A 15,442-nucleotide genomic window follows, 5' to 3' on the forward strand; every position below is an offset into this window, starting at 1 on the left:
GTGACGATCGACAGGGTGAGCGCTCCCGTCCTGAGCGCCCTGCGCCGCTCGACCCTGACCCGGCACACGGCCGGGGCGGTCGTCGCCATCGTCGCGCTGTACTTCCTGACCACGGCCGTCGGGCCGTACCGCGACCTGCAGATCGCGCAGGCCGCCTACCTCACCTGCGCGGTCGCCGGGCTGACGGTGCTGACCGGGCTCGGCGGGCAGATCTCTCTCGGCCACGGCGCGTTCATGGCGGTCGGCGCCTACACCGCCGCGCTGGTCATCGGGAACTGGGGCTGGCCGCTCGCCGCGGTCCTCGCGGCGGCCGCCGGCGTCACCGCGGTCGCGGGCGTGGTGGTCGGCGCGGTCGCCGCCCGGCTGCACGGCCCCTACCTGGCGGGCGCGACGCTCGCCTTCGCCGTCGGGCTGCCCGGCCTCGCCAACTACAAGCCGCTCACCGACGAGCTCGGCGGGCAGAACGGGCTGACGCTCGTCCCGCCGATCCCGCCCGCCGGGCTCGGCGAGACGTTCCCGCTGGAGCGCTGGCAGGCGTGGATCTCCTGCCTCGGCGCCGTCATCACCCTGTTCCTGCTGGCCAACCTGACCCGCGGCCGGTTCGGGCGGACGCTGCGCGCCAGCCGCGACGACGAGATCGCCGCCGCGCTCAGCGGGGTCCGCGTCGCCCGGCTGCGGATCACCGCGACCGTCGTCTCGGCGGCCTGCGCCGGGCTCGGCGGCGGGCTGCTCGCGGTGGTCGCGACGCTGGCCGCGCCGGGCGCCTTCCCGCTCACGCTGTCCCTCCAGCTGATCGCCGCGATCATCATCGGCGGCCTCGGCAGCCTGCCGGGCGCGGTGTGGGGCGCGCTGATCCTGGTGTACGTCCCGACGTGGGCGTCCGACCTGTCCACCTCGTCCGGCCTCTCGCACAACATCGCGTCGAATCTGCCCCTCGCCATCTACGGCCTCGTCCTCATCGTGGTGACGCTGGCCTTCCCGCGCGGCCTCCAGGGGGGCCTGCGCGACATCGGCGGCGCCGTCCGGCGCCGTGCACGCACCAGGCGCGACCGGGCTCCCGGGCCGCGCGGTTCCGCACCAAGTGACACATCGGGGCCTACCACAACGCACCCAGGAGGAGCAGATGAAGCGACCCCGGACAAGGCGGGCGCTCGCCCTGATGACCGCGGCGACGCTGGCGGTCGCGGCGAGCGGCTGCGGCGGTGACGGCGGCGACGGCGGCGGGTCGGCCGCGCCGGGCGTGACCGCCACGACCGTCACCATCGGCAGCCACCAGCCGCTGACCGGGCCGGCCGCGCCCGGCTACAGCGCCAACTCCGCGGCCTCGAAGGCGTTCTTCGACTACGTCAACGCCAACGGCGGCATCCACGGACGCAAGATCGTCTACAAGTACGTGGACGACGCCTACAACCCGACCCAGACCGTCAGCGTGACCCAGAAGCTCGTCCTGCAGGACAAGGTCTTCGCGATCTTCAACGGGCTGGGCACCCCCACGCACTCCAAGGTGGTCGACTACCTCAACGCCCAGCGCGTCCCGGACCTGTTCGTCGCGTCCGGCTGCGGCTGCTGGGACCAGCCGGACAAGCACCCGCAGACCTTCGGCTGGCAGGTCGACTACATCCGCGAGGGCAAGATCCTCGGCGACCACGTCAAGAAGACCTTCGCCGGGAAGAAGGTCGCCTACTTCTTCCAGAACGACGACTTCGGCCAGGACGGGGTGAAGGGCCTCGACAAGTACATCCCCAAGGAGCAGGTCGTGTCCCGGCAGTCCTACCAGCCGGGCAACACCGACATCGGCGCGCAGGCCCAGGCGATCGCCCAGTCCAAGGCGGACGTCGTCGTGCTGTTCAGCATCCCCACCTACACGGCGCTGTTCCGGCTCGCCGCGCTGAAGCTGAACTACAAGCCGACGTTCGTCGTCAGCAACGTCGGGTCCGACCCGATCACGCTGACCGGGCTGCTGGAGAGCTTCGCCAAGGAGGGCGGCAGCGAGGTCAAGGGCAGCCCGCTCATCCAGGGCATGATCACCGACGGCTACCTGTCGGCGCCGGGCGACGCCTCCAACAGCTGGACGGCGCTGTTCAAGAAGATCCACGCCCAGTACATCCCGAAGCTGCCGTTCAACGGCAACATCGTCTACGGGATGTCGGTGGCCTACACCTTCGTGCAGGCGCTCCAGGCGGCCGGGAAGAACCCGACGCGCAAGGGCCTCGTCGAGGCGCTGGAGAAGTCGAAGTTCACCGGGCCGGGGGTCGTCCCGTTCGCCTACAGCGGGCAGTCGCACGCCGGCTACACCGGGGCGGCGATCGGCACGATCAAGGGCGAGAACGTCGTCCAGCAGGGGCAGCCGCTGACCACCGACGCCGGTGACGGCCCGATCCAGCCCTACACGACACCGCAGCCGCAGGCGCCCGCCAACGGCATCCCGCCCGCCGGCTGACGGGCACGCCCGCCGCCGTCCCGCGCACCGCCCCGGGCGCGGGACGGCGGCTCAGGCGCGCACCACCTCGGGCCCCTCGGCGGCGAGGTCGGCGGCCAGGTCGGTGTCCAGCCCGGTGTCGGTGATCAGCACGTCGATGTCGGACAGGTCGCCGAACCGCACCAGGTGGTCGTGCCCGATCTTGGTGCGGTCGGCGAGCAGCACCCGCCGCCGGGACGAGGCGATCATCGCCCGCTTCACCGCGGCCTCGGCCTGGTCGGACGTGGTCAGCCCGCGCTCGACCGAGCAGCCGTTGGTCGCCATGAACGCCACGTCCACCCACAGGTCGGCCAGCGGGCGCAGCACCCAGTCGTCGACCGTGGCGAGCGTCCGGCCGCGCACCCGGCCGCCCAGGATGATCACGGTGAGGTTGGGGCGGGTGGCCAGCACCGCGGCGTGCGGCGGCGAGTTCACGATCACCGTCAGCTCGCGGTCGGTGGGCAGCAGCTGGACGAACCGGGCGGTGGTCGTGCCCGCGTCCACGATGACCGAGCCGTCGGCGGGCAGCTCCTCCAGCGCGGCCTTGGCGATGCGCTGCTTCTCCTCGGTCATCACCGCGTCCCGCGCCGCCAGCTCCGGCTCGAACCCGAGCCGCTCGACCGGCATCGCGCCGCCGTGCACGCGCCGGATCGTCCCGGCGCGCTCCAGCACGGTCAGGTCGCGGCGGATCGTCTCGGTCGTGACCGAGAACTCCTCGGCGAGCGCGACCACGTCCACCCGCCCCTTCGAGCGCGCCAGCGCCAGGATCGCCTGCTGCCGTTCCTCGGCGTACATGACCGTCCCACCCGTCCCGTCTCCGTTGTGCCGCGCGTCCATTGTGAGGGGTCCGCGGGGACGGTCAGGCGGGCTCGGCGTCCAGGTCGCGGGCGAGCAGGCCGGCCAGCTCGTCCAGCGCGCGGTCCGCCTCGTCGCCGTCGGCGGACAGGGTCACCTCCGTGCCCTGCCGCGCGCCGAGCGACAGCACGCCGAGGATGCTGTTGGCCGGGACGGGCGCCTTGCCCCCGGCCCGGATCGACACCGGCACCGGCTGCCGCGCGGCGGCCTGCACGAAGAGCTGCGCCGGGCGGGCGTGCAGGCCCTGCGCCGCGGCGATGACGACGGTTCGTTCGGGCATGGCCGACTCCTTCGGGGTCAGGTTCAGGGCTCGATCGTGACCTTGATGGCGGCGCCCCGTGTGACGAGGTCCAGGGCCTCGTGCACGGCGTCCAGCGGCAGCCGGTGGCTGATGAGGTCCTCCACCGGGACCTGCCCGGAGCCGATCAGCTCCAGCGCGCGGGCGTTGTGCGCCGGGCTCGACCCGTTCGCGCCGACCAGGGACAGCTCCCGGTAGTGGACGCGGTTGGCGTCGACGGAGATGACCGGGTCGTCCTTCGGCAGCCCGCCGAACAGGCTCACCCGGCCGCCCGGCGCCATGAGCCGCTGCGCCTGCTCCTGCGCGGCGCCGGACGCGGCGGCGGTGATGGCGACGTCCGCGCCGCGCCCGCCGGTGAGCTCCAGGACCTGCTCGACGACGTCGGTGACGCTCCCGTCGATCGCGGCGTCCGGCTTGACGATCGCGGCGGCCTGGTGCAGCCGCTCGGCGTTGACCTCCACGAGGAACACGCGGGCGGCGCCGCGGGCCCGCGCGACCCGCACGTGCAGGCAGCCGACGGGGCCGGAGCCGAACACCACGACGTCGTCGCCCTCCCCGACGCCCGCCAGCTCCTGGCCGTTGAGGACGCAGGCGAGCGGCTCGGCCACCGACGCCTCGGCGAACGACACGCCGTCCGGGATCCGGTTCACCCCGTCCACGGCGAGCACCTTCGCCGGAACGATCATGTACTCGGCGAACGCGCCGTCGTAGTGGTACCCCATCGACTCCTGCGCGGTGCAGACCGTCATCCGGCCGCGGCGGCACTCCGAGCACGTCCCGTCCGGGATCGCGGCGATGACCTGCACGCGGTCGCCCGCCGTCCAGCCCTCCACGCCCGCGCCGGCCTCGGTGACCTCGCCGGCGATCTCGTGGCCCATCACCCGCGGCGGGACGATGTGGTGGTGCCCGAACCGGGAGATCTTGACGTCGGTCCCGCAGGTGGAGCAGTTCCGGACGCGGATCTTCAGCTCGCCGGGGCCCGGCGCCGGCTCGGGCGCGTCCTCCAGCCGGATGTCGCCGGGTGCGTAGAAACGGGCGACCTTCATACGGTGTGTCCCTGTTCTTCTCGGTTTTCGGTGGGTTCTTCTTCGGTCTCCGGCTCGAGCAGGGCGAGGACCTGCCCGGGGTCGGAGGCCTCGCGGAGCGCGCGGGCCCGGTCCGGGTCCATGAGCACCTGGGCCAGCTCGGCGAGGATCGCCATGTGCCCGTCGCCGCGCGCCGCGATCGCGATGCAGACGGTGACCGGGTTGCCGTCCCAGTCCGCCCCGTCGGGGAACCTGACGAAGGCGAGCGCGTCCCGGTGGATGAGGTCGCGGCCCACGGACGTGCCGTGCGGGATGGCCACGCCCTCGCCGAGGTAGGTGGAGATGGAGCGTTCCCTCTCCAGCATCGCGTCGATGTAGGCGGGCTCGACGGCGCCGGCGTCGACGAGCACCCGCCCGCAGACGCGGATGGCGTGGTCGCGTCCGGAGGCGCGGGCGTCCAGCCGGATCGCCTCGGGGGTGAGCAGGCCGGCGGCTCCCTCAGCCACCGACCTCACCGCCGTCCTTGATCGCCTTGACCAGCCGGTCGATCGCCGGGTCGCCGAGGTAGACCTCGAACGGGATCACCGGGATGTCCCCGGCGCCGCGCCGGGCGCGGGCGGCGAGCCCGGTGTGGCAGACGACCACGTCCGCGTCGGCGGGGATCGCGTCGACGGGCGTGTGCTCGACGGTCACGTCCTGCTTCTTCAGCGTCTTGCGCAGCTGGCCGGCGAGCATGACGCTGCTGCCCATGCCCGCGTCGCAGGCGATGACGAGCTTGTGGATGTCCTTGCCGTTCATGGTGGCCGTGCCTTCCGTCAGTGGGCGGTCGTTTCCTTGGCGGCGCCGTCGCCGGCGTCCTTCGACGCCTCGGTCTTGGCCGCCTCGTCCTTGGCGGTCTCGTCCGTGGCGGTCTCGTCCTTCGCGGTGCCGTCCTGCCCCTCGGCGGCCTCGGGGTCGTCGTCGGTGGCGGGCTCGGCGAGCTTGCCGAAGCCGAGCAGCGCGGCGCCGACGCCGAACGAGACGGCGGTGGAGGCCAGCATGCCGGTGTAGACGCCGATCCAGTTGCTCGCGCCGCGCGGCGTCTGCGCGAGGTAGGCGAAGATGCTGCCGGGCGACGGGGTCGCGACCAGGCCGGTGTCGAACGCCACGAAGATCGCCACACCGGTGACGCCGCCCGCCATCGCGGCGAGGATCATCCGCGGCTTCATCAGGATGTAGGGGAAGTAGATCTCGTGGATGCCGCCGAAGAAGTGGATGATGGCCGCCGCCGGGACGCTCGGGCGCAGCCGGCGCGGCCCGAAGAACCAGTAGGCGAGCAGGACGCCGAGGCCGGGCCCGGGGTTGGACTCCAGCATGAACAGCACCGACTTGCCGTGCTCGGCGGCCTGCTGGACGCCGAGCGGGCCGAGCACGCCGTGGTTGACGGCGTTGTTGAGGAAGAGCACCTTCGCGGGCTCGATGAGCAGCGACGTCAGCGGCAGCACGTCGTGGTCGACGAGCCAGCCCACCCCGTCCCCGGCCCAGTCGGAGAAGGTGTTCATGACCGGGCCGATGACCCGGTTGCCCGCCACCGCCATGGCGCCGCCGATGATCCCGGCGGAGAAGTTGTCGACGAGCATCTCGAACCCGGTCCGGACGCGGTCCTGGACGAGGTCGTCGAACAGCTTGAGCAGGTACGCGGTGAGCGGGCCGATCATCATCGCGCCGAGGAACATCGGCACGTCGGCGCCGACGATGATGCCGACGGTGGCGACCGCGCCGACGACCGCGCCGCGCTGGCCGTGCACCATCCGGCCGCCGGTGTAGCCGATCAGCAGCGGCAGCAGGAACTTGATCATCGGGTCGACCAGCTCGCCCAGGTCCTTGTTGGGCAGCCAGCCGGTCGGGATGAACAGGGCGGTGATCAGGCCCCAGGCGATGAACGCGCCGATGTTCGGCATCACCATCCCGGCCATCTTGCCGCCGAGCCGCTGGATGTGGGCGCGGAGCCCGCTCCCGGTGGGCTCCGGGGTGTACGTGGTGGCCATCTCGGGCCTCCTGTCGATCGGGGGTGGGTCGTACTGCTCGCGGGAATCAGGTGAGAAGGGGACGGGCGAGGTCGGGACGCGGATGGATGCGGACGTCGTCGCGCCGCACGTCGGCCGCGCCGGGCATCCGGCTCGCGGGCAGCCGCACGGCCGCCGCGCCCCAGGCGAGCGCCTCGGCGAGGGCGCGGGGGCCGCGCGCCCCGCCCGCGAGGAACCCGGCGAGCAGCGCGTCGCCCGCGCCGACCGTGCTGCGCGGGTGGGCGACGGGCGCCTCGCCGGTGAGGACGCCGTCGTCGTCGACGAGCACCGCCCCCTCCGCGCCGAGGCTGACCAGGACGGCGCGGGCCCCGCGCGCCCGCAGCTCCGCGGCCGCCTCCACGGCGTCGGCGACGGTGTCGACCGGGCCGCCGGCCGCCTCGGCGAGCTCCTCCCGGTTCGGCTTGATCAGGTCGGGGCCGGCGGTCACGGCCGCGCGCAGCGCGGGACCGCTGGTGTCGACCGCGACGCGGATGCCGTCCGGCGCGAACCGGCGGCACATGTCGGCGTAGGTCGCGTCGGGGACGCCGGGCGGGAGGCTGCCGCAGCCGACGACCCAGCTCGCGGCGCCGGCCTCGGCCGCCACGACGGCGCCGACCTCGTCCAGCTCCGCGGGCGACAGCGGGCCGCCGGGCTCGTTCAGCTTGGTGACGACGCCGCCGGGCTCGACGACCGTGACGTTCGACCGGGTGCGCCCCGCGACGCGGACGGCGCGGACGCGCATGCCCTCGGTCTCCAGCAGCCGGCGGAGCTGGTCGCCGTCGGCGCCGCCGACCGCGACGACCGCGGCGGAGGCGACGTCGTTGGCCAGCAGCGCCCGCGACACGTTGACGCCCTTGCCGCCCGGGTCCAGCCGCGCGGACCGGGCCCGGATCACCGCGCCGCGGGTCAGCACGTCCACCTCGATCGTCCGGTCGAGGCTGGGGTTGAGCGTCACCGTCACGATCATGTGCGCGCCGTTCCCCGGTCCATGTGGTTTCCCTCCCGTTTGAGTTTGTTTCCCTTGTATTTATGCCCGTTTGTCGCCGAGGTCAAGACCCTGGACGGGAGTTTCCGCAGGAAATCCCATTCCTGCGCGCGAAGACGGAAGAACCCGGCGGGTCATGGTCGTTCCGCCCGATCGTGGGGAGGATGATCGGTGAGGGCGGTGCGCGAGGCGGGAGGGGCATCGTGAACCGGAGCGGAGCGGTCGCGTCCGGGGCGGAGGACGGGGACGCGGGACGGGCCGCGTCGGCCGCGCGGGAGATAGCCGCCGCGCTGGCCGTCCTGGTGGTGTACCTGGTGTTCACGCACGCCTTCAGCGGGGACCGGGCCGCCAGCGACGCGCACGGGCGCGCGCTGCTGGAGTTCGAGCGCTGGGCGCGGCTGGACGCCGAGCGCCCGCTCAACGACCTGCTCGTCCGGCACGAGTGGCTGGGCGCCGTCGCCGCCTGGGAGTACGCGACGACGTACGTCATCGGGACCTTCGGGCTCCTCGCCTACCTGTGGTGGACGCGGAACCCGGCGTACGCGTGGGCCCGCAACACGCTGATCCTCGTCACCCTGATCGCGATCTGCTGCTTCGCCGTCTGGCCCACGACCCCGCCGCGGCTGCTGCCCGGCGAGGGCTACACCGACGTCATCGCCATCCACCACCCGCCCGCCACCTGGGGCACCACCGTGGTGTCCGCCGGCGCTAACCCGTACGCGGCGATGCCGAGCCTGCACATCGGCTGGGTCGCCTGGATCGGCGTCGCCGCGGTCCGGGCCCGGTGCGGCGCGCTCCTCGCCTGGCTCTGCGCCCTGCACCTGGTGGTCACGGGCCTGGTGATCGTCGCGACCGCCGCCCACTACGTCGTCGACATCCCCGGCGGGCTGCTGCTCGTCCCGGCCGCCGCCGGGGTCGAGCGGCTGCGCGCCGGCCTCGCGCCGGGACGCCGGCCGCCGGACGCCGCGCCCGGCGCCGGGCCCGCACGGGAGCAGCGCGTCGCCGCCGCCGACGCCTTCTTCCTGCACGTCGAGAGCGCGGAGGTCCCGCAGGTCGTGGGCGGCGTCGCCGAGTTCGCCGGGCCCGGCCCCTCGGCCGAGCGGGTCCGCGCCCTCATGGCCGAGCGGCTGCCGGACCTGCCTCGCCTCACCCAGCGGGTCCGGCCCGGCGGCGTCCTGCGGCGGCCGCGCTGGGTGGACGCCGGCCTCGTCGACCTGCGCGTGCACGTCCTGGACGTGGACCTGCCGTCGCCGGGCGGGCGCCCCGCCCTGGACGGCCTCGTCGCCCGCCTCGTCACCGAGCCGCTCGACCGCGACCGGCCGCTCTGGCGGTTCTGGGTCGTGCGCGGCGGGGCGTCCGGCCCGGACGCGGTCGTCATCCTCCTCCACCACGCCATCGCGGACGGGATCGGCGTCGTCGACATCCTGCGCGGCATCCTCGAACCGCGGCTCCCGGAGGTGGGCCCGGTGCGCGGGCCCGGGAGCCTCGCCCGCGCCGCCGCCGTCCTGCCCGGCCTCGTCCAGCTCGGGCTCGACGGCCGGGCGCCGACCGTGTCGGTCACCGGGACGCTCGCCCCGGACCGCGCCTTCGGCACCGCCACGCTGCCGCTCGGCGGGGTCCGGGACGCGGCCCGCGCGGCCGGCGCCCGCGTCACCGACGTGCTCCTCGCGCTGACCGGCGAGGTCGTCGCGGAGGTGCTGGCGGAGCGCGGCGAGCGGGTGGACGGCCGGCCGCTGCGCGCCGCCGTCCCGATGACGCTGCGCGCCCCCGCGCCGCCCGGCCGGGGCCGCACCGCCGTGCCCGGCAACCTGACCGCCGCGCTGCGGCTGGACGTCCCGGTGGCGCCGATGCCCGTCCGCGACCGGCTGGCCGCCGTGCACGAGGCGGCCGAACGGCGCCGCCGGTCGGGCCGGGCCGTCGCCAGCACCGCCGCGATGCGGCTGATGGGCGCGCTGCCGCCGCCCCTGCACGCCCGCGCCGCCCGCGGCACCTACCGGGGCCGGTTCTTCGGCGGCATCGTGTCCAACATGCCGGGACCGCCGCTGCCGATGTCGCTCGCCGGAGCGCCGCTCGGCGACGTCCACCCGATCCTGCCGCTCGCGGACGGCGTGCCGTTCGCCGTGGGCGCGTTGAGCTGGAACGGGGCGCTGCACGTCTCGGTGGCCGCCGAACCGCGGGTGCTGCCCGAGGCGGCCCGGTTCCCGGACGCGCTGCTGCGCGCGTTCGAGCGGCTCGCCGCCGAGGTCGGCGCGGGCAGCGGCGCGCAGAGCGGAACGGCCTGATGGCGTGGTCGGTCGGCTTCAGCCTGGTCGCGGCGTTCCTGTTCGCCGCGGCGGCGGCGCTGCAGTACCGGGCGGCGCGGCGCGCCGTGCACGGCGGATCGGACGCCTCCGCCGCGCACGGTCTGCTCCGCCGGCTGGTCCGCGACCCGGTGTGGCTGACCGGGTGGGCGGTGAACCTCGCCGGGTTCTGCGCGCAGGCGATCGCGCTGCACTTCGGCTCGACCGCCATCGTCCAGCCGCTGCTGGTCACCCAGCTCGTCTTCACCATCGCGCTCGGCACGGTCGGGACCGGCCGCCGTCCCGCGCGGCTCGACCTGCTCGGCGGCATCGCGGTGTCCGCGGGCCTCGCCGTCCTGTTCACGGTGCCGGGGGCGATCCCGCCGGAGGGCGAGCCGTCCCGCCCCCGGATCCTCCTCGCCGGGCTGATCGCCGCGCCGCTCATCGCCGTGCTGTCCCGGGCCGCGTGGCTGCGCGCGGGGCCGGTCCGGGCCGCGCTGCTCGGCGTCTGCGCGGGCCTGTGCTTCGCGGCGACCGCCGTGCTGATCAAGCTCACCACCGCCGACCTCGTCCACCGCGGCGTCGCCGCCACCGCCGTGGACTGGCCCGGGTACGCGCTCGCGGGCAGCACGCTCCTCGGCCTGGTCATCGAGCAGCGGGCGTTCGCGGCCGGGTCGCTGCCCGCGGCGATGACCGCGATGACGATGACGAACCCGATCGCGTCCTACCTCGTCGCCGTCCTGGCCTTCGAGACCCTCCCGCCCGGGACGGCCGCGGCGTTCGCCGCCGTCTCGGTCAGCGTCGTGTTCCTCACCGGCGGGGTGGCGCTGCTGTCACGGTCGGCGCACGCCGCCCGGGGCCGGGAGGCCGCCGCCTGACGCGTCGCGCGCAGGTGGGAACCACGGGCCCGCCGCCGCGTCCAATTCCCGAACTCCCAGGAGGAAGGACCCCGATTGGTCAGCAGACGCGCGTTCCTGCTCGGCGGGCTGGGCGGCCTCGGCGCCGTCGCCGCCGCGGGCGGCGCCGGGTACGGCCTCGTCGAGAGCGAGGTCCTCCCCGGCAAGGTCCGGCTGGACCGCGCCCTCGGCAGGTGCGGCGACCTGCCCGCCCCGCCCGCCGCGTCCGCGGACGTCCGGACGATGACGTGGCGCTCCGCGCACCGCCGCGCCACCGTCACCGCGACCGTCGTCACGCCCGCCGCGGGCCGCTCCCTGCGCGGGCTGCCGGTCGCCGTCGCGCTGCACGGCAGCGCCGAGACGGGGGCGTCGCTCGTCCGGAAGCTGGCACTGGACCACTACCTGCCGGACGCCGCCGCCCACGGCGTCCCGCCGTTCGCCCTCGCCGCCGTGGACGGCGGACCCGACTCCTACTGGCACCCCCGCGCGTCCGGCGACGACCCCGTCGCCATGATCGTGGACGAGCTCCTGCCGCGCCTGGAGGACGCCGGCGCGCGGACCGGCCGCGTCGGCCTCATCGGCTGGTCCATGGGCGGCTTCGGCGCCCTCGTCCTGGCCCGCCGGCTCGGCGCGGCGCGGACGGCGGCCGTGGTCGCCTCGTCCCCGGCCCTGTTCGCGTCCTACGCGGACGCGCGCGCCGCCAACGCCCGCGCGTTCGACGGCCCCGGCGACTTCGCCCGCCACGACGTCTTCGGCGCGGCGGGCCTCCAGGAGGGCGTCCCGCTCCGCGTCGACTGCGGGACGAGCGACCCGTTCGCCGAGCGGGTCCGCGAGTTCCGCGGCCGCGTCCATCCGGCGGGCGGGATGACCGGAGGGTGCCACGACGCCGCGTACTGGCGGTCCCGGCTCCGGCCGCAGCTCGCCTTCCTCGGACGGCATCTGGCCACCCGCTGAGCCCTCGGAGACGCCGGCCGGACCCCGGTCCGCGCGGCTAGGCCGTCCGCTCGGCGCGGCCCGTCCGCACCAGCCAGCTCAGCATCAGCATGACGTCCAGCCGTCCCTCGGGCTCGGTGAACCGGCCGCCGGTCAGCTCGGTGATGCGGCGCAGCCGGTACCGGACGGTCTGCTCGTGGATGTGCAGCCGCTCCGCCGCGATCACCGCGTTGTCGCCGCACCGCAGGTAGGTCAGCAGCGTCTCGGCGAGCGGCAGCCGGCGCGCGGGGGCCAGCTCCAGCAGCGGTCCGAGGACGGCGCCCGCGGTGGCGCCGATCAGCTCCTCCGCGGTGAGCGCGGCCAGCGAGGCGATGTGGTCGACGCACCGGACCGGGCCGTCGTCCGGCAGCAGGCCCCGCTCGATCAGCGTGAGGGCGTGCCGGGCCCACCGCAGCGAGACGGCGCCCTGACCGACCGGGACGGTCGGCCCGATCGCCGCCGTGCCGAGCCTGCGCAGCGCCGGCCACAGCCGGTCCTGCCCGGGGCCCTCGGGGTCGGGCACGACGAGGAAGGGGACCGGCGCCTCCCAGTCGGCCAGCACGGCGGGCGGCAGGATGCGCGCGCCGGCGGGCGCCCCGGGCGGCAGCGCCACCAGGGCGATGCTCCTCGGCAGGTCCCAGCGGGCCGCGACCGCCAGCTCGGCGATCGCCTCGTGCGCGGGGGCGGGCTCGGCGACCAGCAGGTCCCGCAGCCGTTCGCGGCGGCGCTCCCGCTCGGTCGCCAGCTGCCCCTGCTCCCGGGCGTACCCCTGCGCGGCGGCGTCGGCGACCCGGGCCAGCAGCATGAACAGCGAGTCGGTCAGCCGGCCGAGCGTCTCGCGCGACCAGCCGAGCCGGTAGGCGTCCTTGATGAACCGGCGGCAGGCGACCTGGCTGCTCACCCGCATCGCGTTCTGCAGGGCGGCCAGGCTGCGGCCCTGCCGGGCCTCCTCCTCGCCGAGCCGCATGTACAGCTCGGTGATGTTGCGCGCGTCGGCGTTCGGATGGTCGACGGAGTCGACGAAGAACGCGACGGTGTCGCTGACCGCCCGCTCCACCTTCCTGGCGTACTCGCCGCCGTCGGCGCCCGCGTACTCGGGCACCTGGTCGCGGATCTCCCGCTCCATCTCGTCGACGGCGGCCTGGAGATGCTGCCGCAGGACGTCCGGCAGCTCGGCGGGCATGGGCCCTTCTGTCATCCGGTGTCCGTTCGACGAGGTTCAGGAGCTTTGTCGTAAATCGGCCTCACTGTAAGCAAGAAAGCGGACGCTGTCATCACGGCGGCGGGACGTCACGCGGCGGCCCAGGTTCTGGGCAGGGCGCTCGACGAAGCGGTGCACGAGGCCCGCGGACGTCAGGACGGTGGCGAGCAGCACCACGCCCCAGGCCGCCCGGACGGTGACGGGCAGGCCCCAGGTGTCCCTGCCGGCCGCGTGCCAGATGCCCTGGACGACCAGCGGGTGCAGCAGATAGACCGAGTAGCTGATCAGCCCGAGCCACACGAGGAAACGGGGCATCGGGCGGTTCCGGAGCGCCAGGCCGGCCAGGAAGGTCAGCCACGCGGCGGCCACGGCGATGGACCAGTCCCGCCCGAGCGGGTTCGGATTGGCGTACAGGGCCCAGCTCGTCGGGGTGCGCATGCCCGCGGCCACCGACAGGAGGGGGACGACCGCGACCATCGCGGCGGCCCGCCGGCCCCGGAGCCTGCCGTTCTGGATGCCGCGGATCGCCGTCCCGGCGAACATGGTGGCGATGACGCACAGGCTCTCGATGGCGCCGATGCGGCTGTCGAGGACCAGCAGGCCGAGGGCCAGCGCGGCCACTACCGCGACCCCGGCGCGGCGCACCGTGCGCCGCCGGCTGACCATGGCGGCCAGGCCGCCGGCGAGGCACAGCGCGGCGGCGAGGATCGTCCCGCCGGGCCACCGGGAGGCCAGCAGCCCGGACGGCAGGGCCACGCCGAGGATCGCCGCGCCGACGCCGAAGCCGAGCGCCACCCGGGCGCTGGAGCGGTGGACGCCGGCGACGAACATCGCCGTCACGAGGAGGTAGAAGACCATCTCGTACGACAGCGTCCAGTAGACGTTGACGATGTTCGGGACGCCCAGCAGGTCCTGGAGCATGGTCAGGTGCGCCAGGGTGGACGCCCAGGGGCGCTCGCCGAGCGCGGCGGGGAGCCCGTAGGACAGGCCGGCCGACCCGAGCGCCAGGGCGAGCGCCGCCGAGACGAACCACGCCGGGTACAGCCGGAACACCCGCCCGGCCCAGAAGTGCCGGACGCTGCCGCGCCGCTCCAGCGAGAACGGCACCACGTAGCCGCTGACGAGGAAGAAGACGAACACGCCGTACCGGCCGAAGTCGAACCACGGGCTCGCGCCGCGGCGGACCTCGGGCAGCAGGACGTCCAGGGAATGCTCGAACACCACGACCATGGCGGCGAGGCCGCGCAGGGCGTCCAGCCAGCTCATCCGGGGCGCCCTCGCCGTGGGAGCGCCGGTCTCTGTATCCGGTGGGGTGAGGGTGTTCGTCGGCATCCGGGACACCCTAGGGGCCGAACCGTTATCGTTTCTAACGACTGAATGAGATTTCTCTCCGCGTGGTGCACCGGCGTCTGACGGAGCGTGACGGAGCCGGGCGGTCGGATGACCGGCGGCGGAAGGGCTGCCGCGGGCCCGGCACGGTGGGCGGCGGCGGAGCACCGGACGGCGTGAATGTGGTCAATGCCACATCCGGGACCGCCGGCCGTCAGCGTATCCCCACGACGCCGTACATGACCGGTTCGAACGGCGGCTCCGCCGGGCCGATCGGCGTCACGCCGGGCGGCAGCGGGCGGAAGGGCCCGAGGAGGCGGGCGATGTCGGCGCCCCCGCGCGGATGGACCGGGACGCCGCTCGCCTCGCGGTAGAGCCGGGCGGCCACGCCGACGGCGGCCGGGGCGAAGTCGCCGGTGGCGTGGGAGACGACCAGGGCGCTGCCCGGCACGGCCGCCGCGGCGAGCGCGGCGACGAGGTCGCCCGCGCCGGGCAGGAAGTGCAGGACCGAGGAGAAGACCAGCGCCACCGGCTCGGCCGGGTCGATCAGCCGGCGCACCTCGGCGCTGCCGAGGATCGCGTCGGGGTCGCGGAGGTCGGCCCGCAGCGCCGCGACGTTGCCGCCGTCGATGAGCAGGGCGCGGGCGTGCGCGATGACGAGCGGGTCGTGGTCGACGTAGACGACGCGGGGCCCGCCGACGTGGCGGGCCGCGATCTGATGCGGGTTGTCGGCCCGCGGCAGCCCGCAGCCGAGGTCGAGGAACTGCCGAACGCCGCGCTCGGCGAGCAGCCGGACGGACCGGGCGAGGAAGGCGCGGGCGGCGTGGGCCGTCGCGGCGGCGTGCGGGAGGAGCCGCAGGATCCGCTGGGCGAGCTGGCGGTCGGGCGCGTAGTTGTCCTTGCCGCCGAGGAGGTGGTCCTGGACCCGTGCCGGACCCGGCCTGTGCAGGGCGAGCCGCGTCTCCGGCGCCCTCGTGCCGGCCGTGGTCATGGTCATCGTCCTGTCGCCTTTGCCGAAGGGGGCGGTGCAATGGCTCACCTTCGACGGTAGGCGGCCCGGTCCGGCGTGCGGCGTGCGGCGGCCGGTGGTCCGGGCCGG

The 15,442-nt window shown here is 74.9% G+C and carries 15 protein-coding genes; 5 read left to right on the forward strand and 10 right to left on the reverse strand.

The features are described from left to right. Entirely contained in the window at positions 1–1,206 is a 1,206-nt protein-coding gene (locus K8Z49_RS03490) for a branched-chain amino acid ABC transporter permease (RefSeq protein ID WP_218163691.1), read from the forward strand. Beyond that, entirely contained in the window at positions 1,124–2,440 is a 1,317-nt protein-coding gene (locus K8Z49_RS03495) for an ABC transporter substrate-binding protein (protein ID WP_024934907.1), read from the forward strand. The genes K8Z49_RS03490 and K8Z49_RS03495 overlap by 83 nt, the downstream gene beginning before the upstream one ends. 51 nt (positions 2,441–2,491) lie before the next feature. Here the strand turns inward: K8Z49_RS03495 and K8Z49_RS03500 are convergent, their stop codons facing one another. The 7 genes from K8Z49_RS03500 to pfkB form a co-directional block, all read right to left on the reverse strand. Then, the gene (locus K8Z49_RS03500) at positions 2,492–3,253 is read right to left on the reverse strand and encodes a DeoR/GlpR family DNA-binding transcription regulator (protein WP_024934906.1); all 762 of its coding nucleotides are present in this window, start codon (positions 3,251–3,253) and stop codon (positions 2,492–2,494) included. Positions 3,254–3,317: 64 nt separating this feature from the next. Continuing rightward, positions 3,318–3,593: an HPr family phosphocarrier protein gene (locus K8Z49_RS03505; RefSeq protein ID WP_412517590.1), complete on the reverse strand. Its 276-nt coding sequence runs from the start codon at positions 3,591–3,593 to the stop codon at positions 3,318–3,320. A gap of 23 nt (positions 3,594–3,616) precedes the next feature. Continuing rightward, positions 3,617–4,657 carry a zinc-dependent dehydrogenase gene (locus K8Z49_RS03510; protein ID WP_412517591.1) on the reverse strand — a complete coding sequence of 347 codons (1,041 nt, stop codon included), beginning with the start codon at positions 4,655–4,657 and terminating at the stop codon, positions 3,617–3,619. Then, a complete protein-coding gene (locus K8Z49_RS03515) occupies positions 4,654–5,142 on the reverse strand; it encodes a PTS sugar transporter subunit IIA (protein ID WP_412517592.1) in 489 nt (162 codons plus the stop codon). Before K8Z49_RS03515 ends, K8Z49_RS03510 begins: the two co-directional genes overlap by 4 nt. Then, entirely contained in the window at positions 5,135–5,434 is a 300-nt protein-coding gene (locus tag K8Z49_RS03520; RefSeq protein WP_021599330.1) for a hypothetical protein, read from the reverse strand. Before K8Z49_RS03520 ends, K8Z49_RS03515 begins: the two co-directional genes overlap by 8 nt. Before the next feature lie 17 nt (positions 5,435–5,451). Continuing rightward, on the reverse strand, positions 5,452–6,663 hold the full coding sequence (gene mtlA / locus K8Z49_RS03525) for a PTS mannitol transporter subunit IICB (protein WP_021599331.1): 1,212 nt from the start codon (positions 6,661–6,663) through the stop codon (positions 5,452–5,454). Between the two features lie 46 nt (positions 6,664–6,709). Next, entirely contained in the window at positions 6,710–7,636 is a 927-nt protein-coding gene (gene pfkB, locus K8Z49_RS03530; RefSeq protein ID WP_244938630.1) for a 1-phosphofructokinase, read from the reverse strand. Positions 7,637–7,869: 233 nt separating this feature from the next. On the opposite strand from pfkB, the gene K8Z49_RS03535 reads away from it, so the two are divergent. The 3 genes from K8Z49_RS03535 to K8Z49_RS03545 all read left to right on the forward strand — a co-directional run bounded on the left by K8Z49_RS03535 (position 7,870) and on the right by K8Z49_RS03545 (position 11,795). Further along, a complete protein-coding gene (locus tag K8Z49_RS03535; RefSeq protein ID WP_412517593.1) occupies positions 7,870–9,948 on the forward strand; it encodes a phosphatase PAP2 family protein in 2,079 nt (692 codons plus the stop codon). Next, positions 9,948–10,823 carry a DMT family transporter gene (locus tag K8Z49_RS03540; RefSeq protein WP_021598801.1) on the forward strand — a complete coding sequence of 292 codons (876 nt, stop codon included), beginning with the start codon at positions 9,948–9,950 and terminating at the stop codon, positions 10,821–10,823. Before K8Z49_RS03535 ends, K8Z49_RS03540 begins: the two co-directional genes overlap by 1 nt. Before the next feature lie 75 nt (positions 10,824–10,898). Continuing rightward, positions 10,899–11,795, forward strand: coding sequence for an alpha/beta hydrolase (locus tag K8Z49_RS03545; protein ID WP_412517594.1), 897 nt, complete (start codon positions 10,899–10,901; stop codon positions 11,793–11,795). Between the two features lie 37 nt (positions 11,796–11,832). Here the strand turns inward: K8Z49_RS03545 and K8Z49_RS03550 are convergent, their stop codons facing one another. From K8Z49_RS03550 to K8Z49_RS03560, 3 genes are all read right to left on the reverse strand, one after another. Then, positions 11,833–13,011: a PucR family transcriptional regulator gene (locus tag K8Z49_RS03550; protein ID WP_033331132.1), complete on the reverse strand. Its 1,179-nt coding sequence runs from the start codon at positions 13,009–13,011 to the stop codon at positions 11,833–11,835. A 21-nt stretch (positions 13,012–13,032) separates the two neighbouring features. Further along, on the reverse strand, positions 13,033–14,346 hold the full coding sequence (locus K8Z49_RS03555) for an acyltransferase family protein (RefSeq protein ID WP_083597745.1): 1,314 nt from the start codon (positions 14,344–14,346) through the stop codon (positions 13,033–13,035). Between the two features lie 211 nt (positions 14,347–14,557). Further along, positions 14,558–15,340, reverse strand: coding sequence for an SAM-dependent methyltransferase (locus K8Z49_RS03560; RefSeq protein ID WP_083597746.1), 783 nt, complete (start codon positions 15,338–15,340; stop codon positions 14,558–14,560). Positions 15,341–15,442: the final 102 nt, after the last annotated feature.

The sequence above is a fragment of the Actinomadura madurae genome, assembly GCF_047130825.1.
In the GTDB taxonomy this organism is placed as follows: domain Bacteria; phylum Actinomycetota; class Actinomycetes; order Streptosporangiales; family Streptosporangiaceae; genus Spirillospora; species Spirillospora madurae.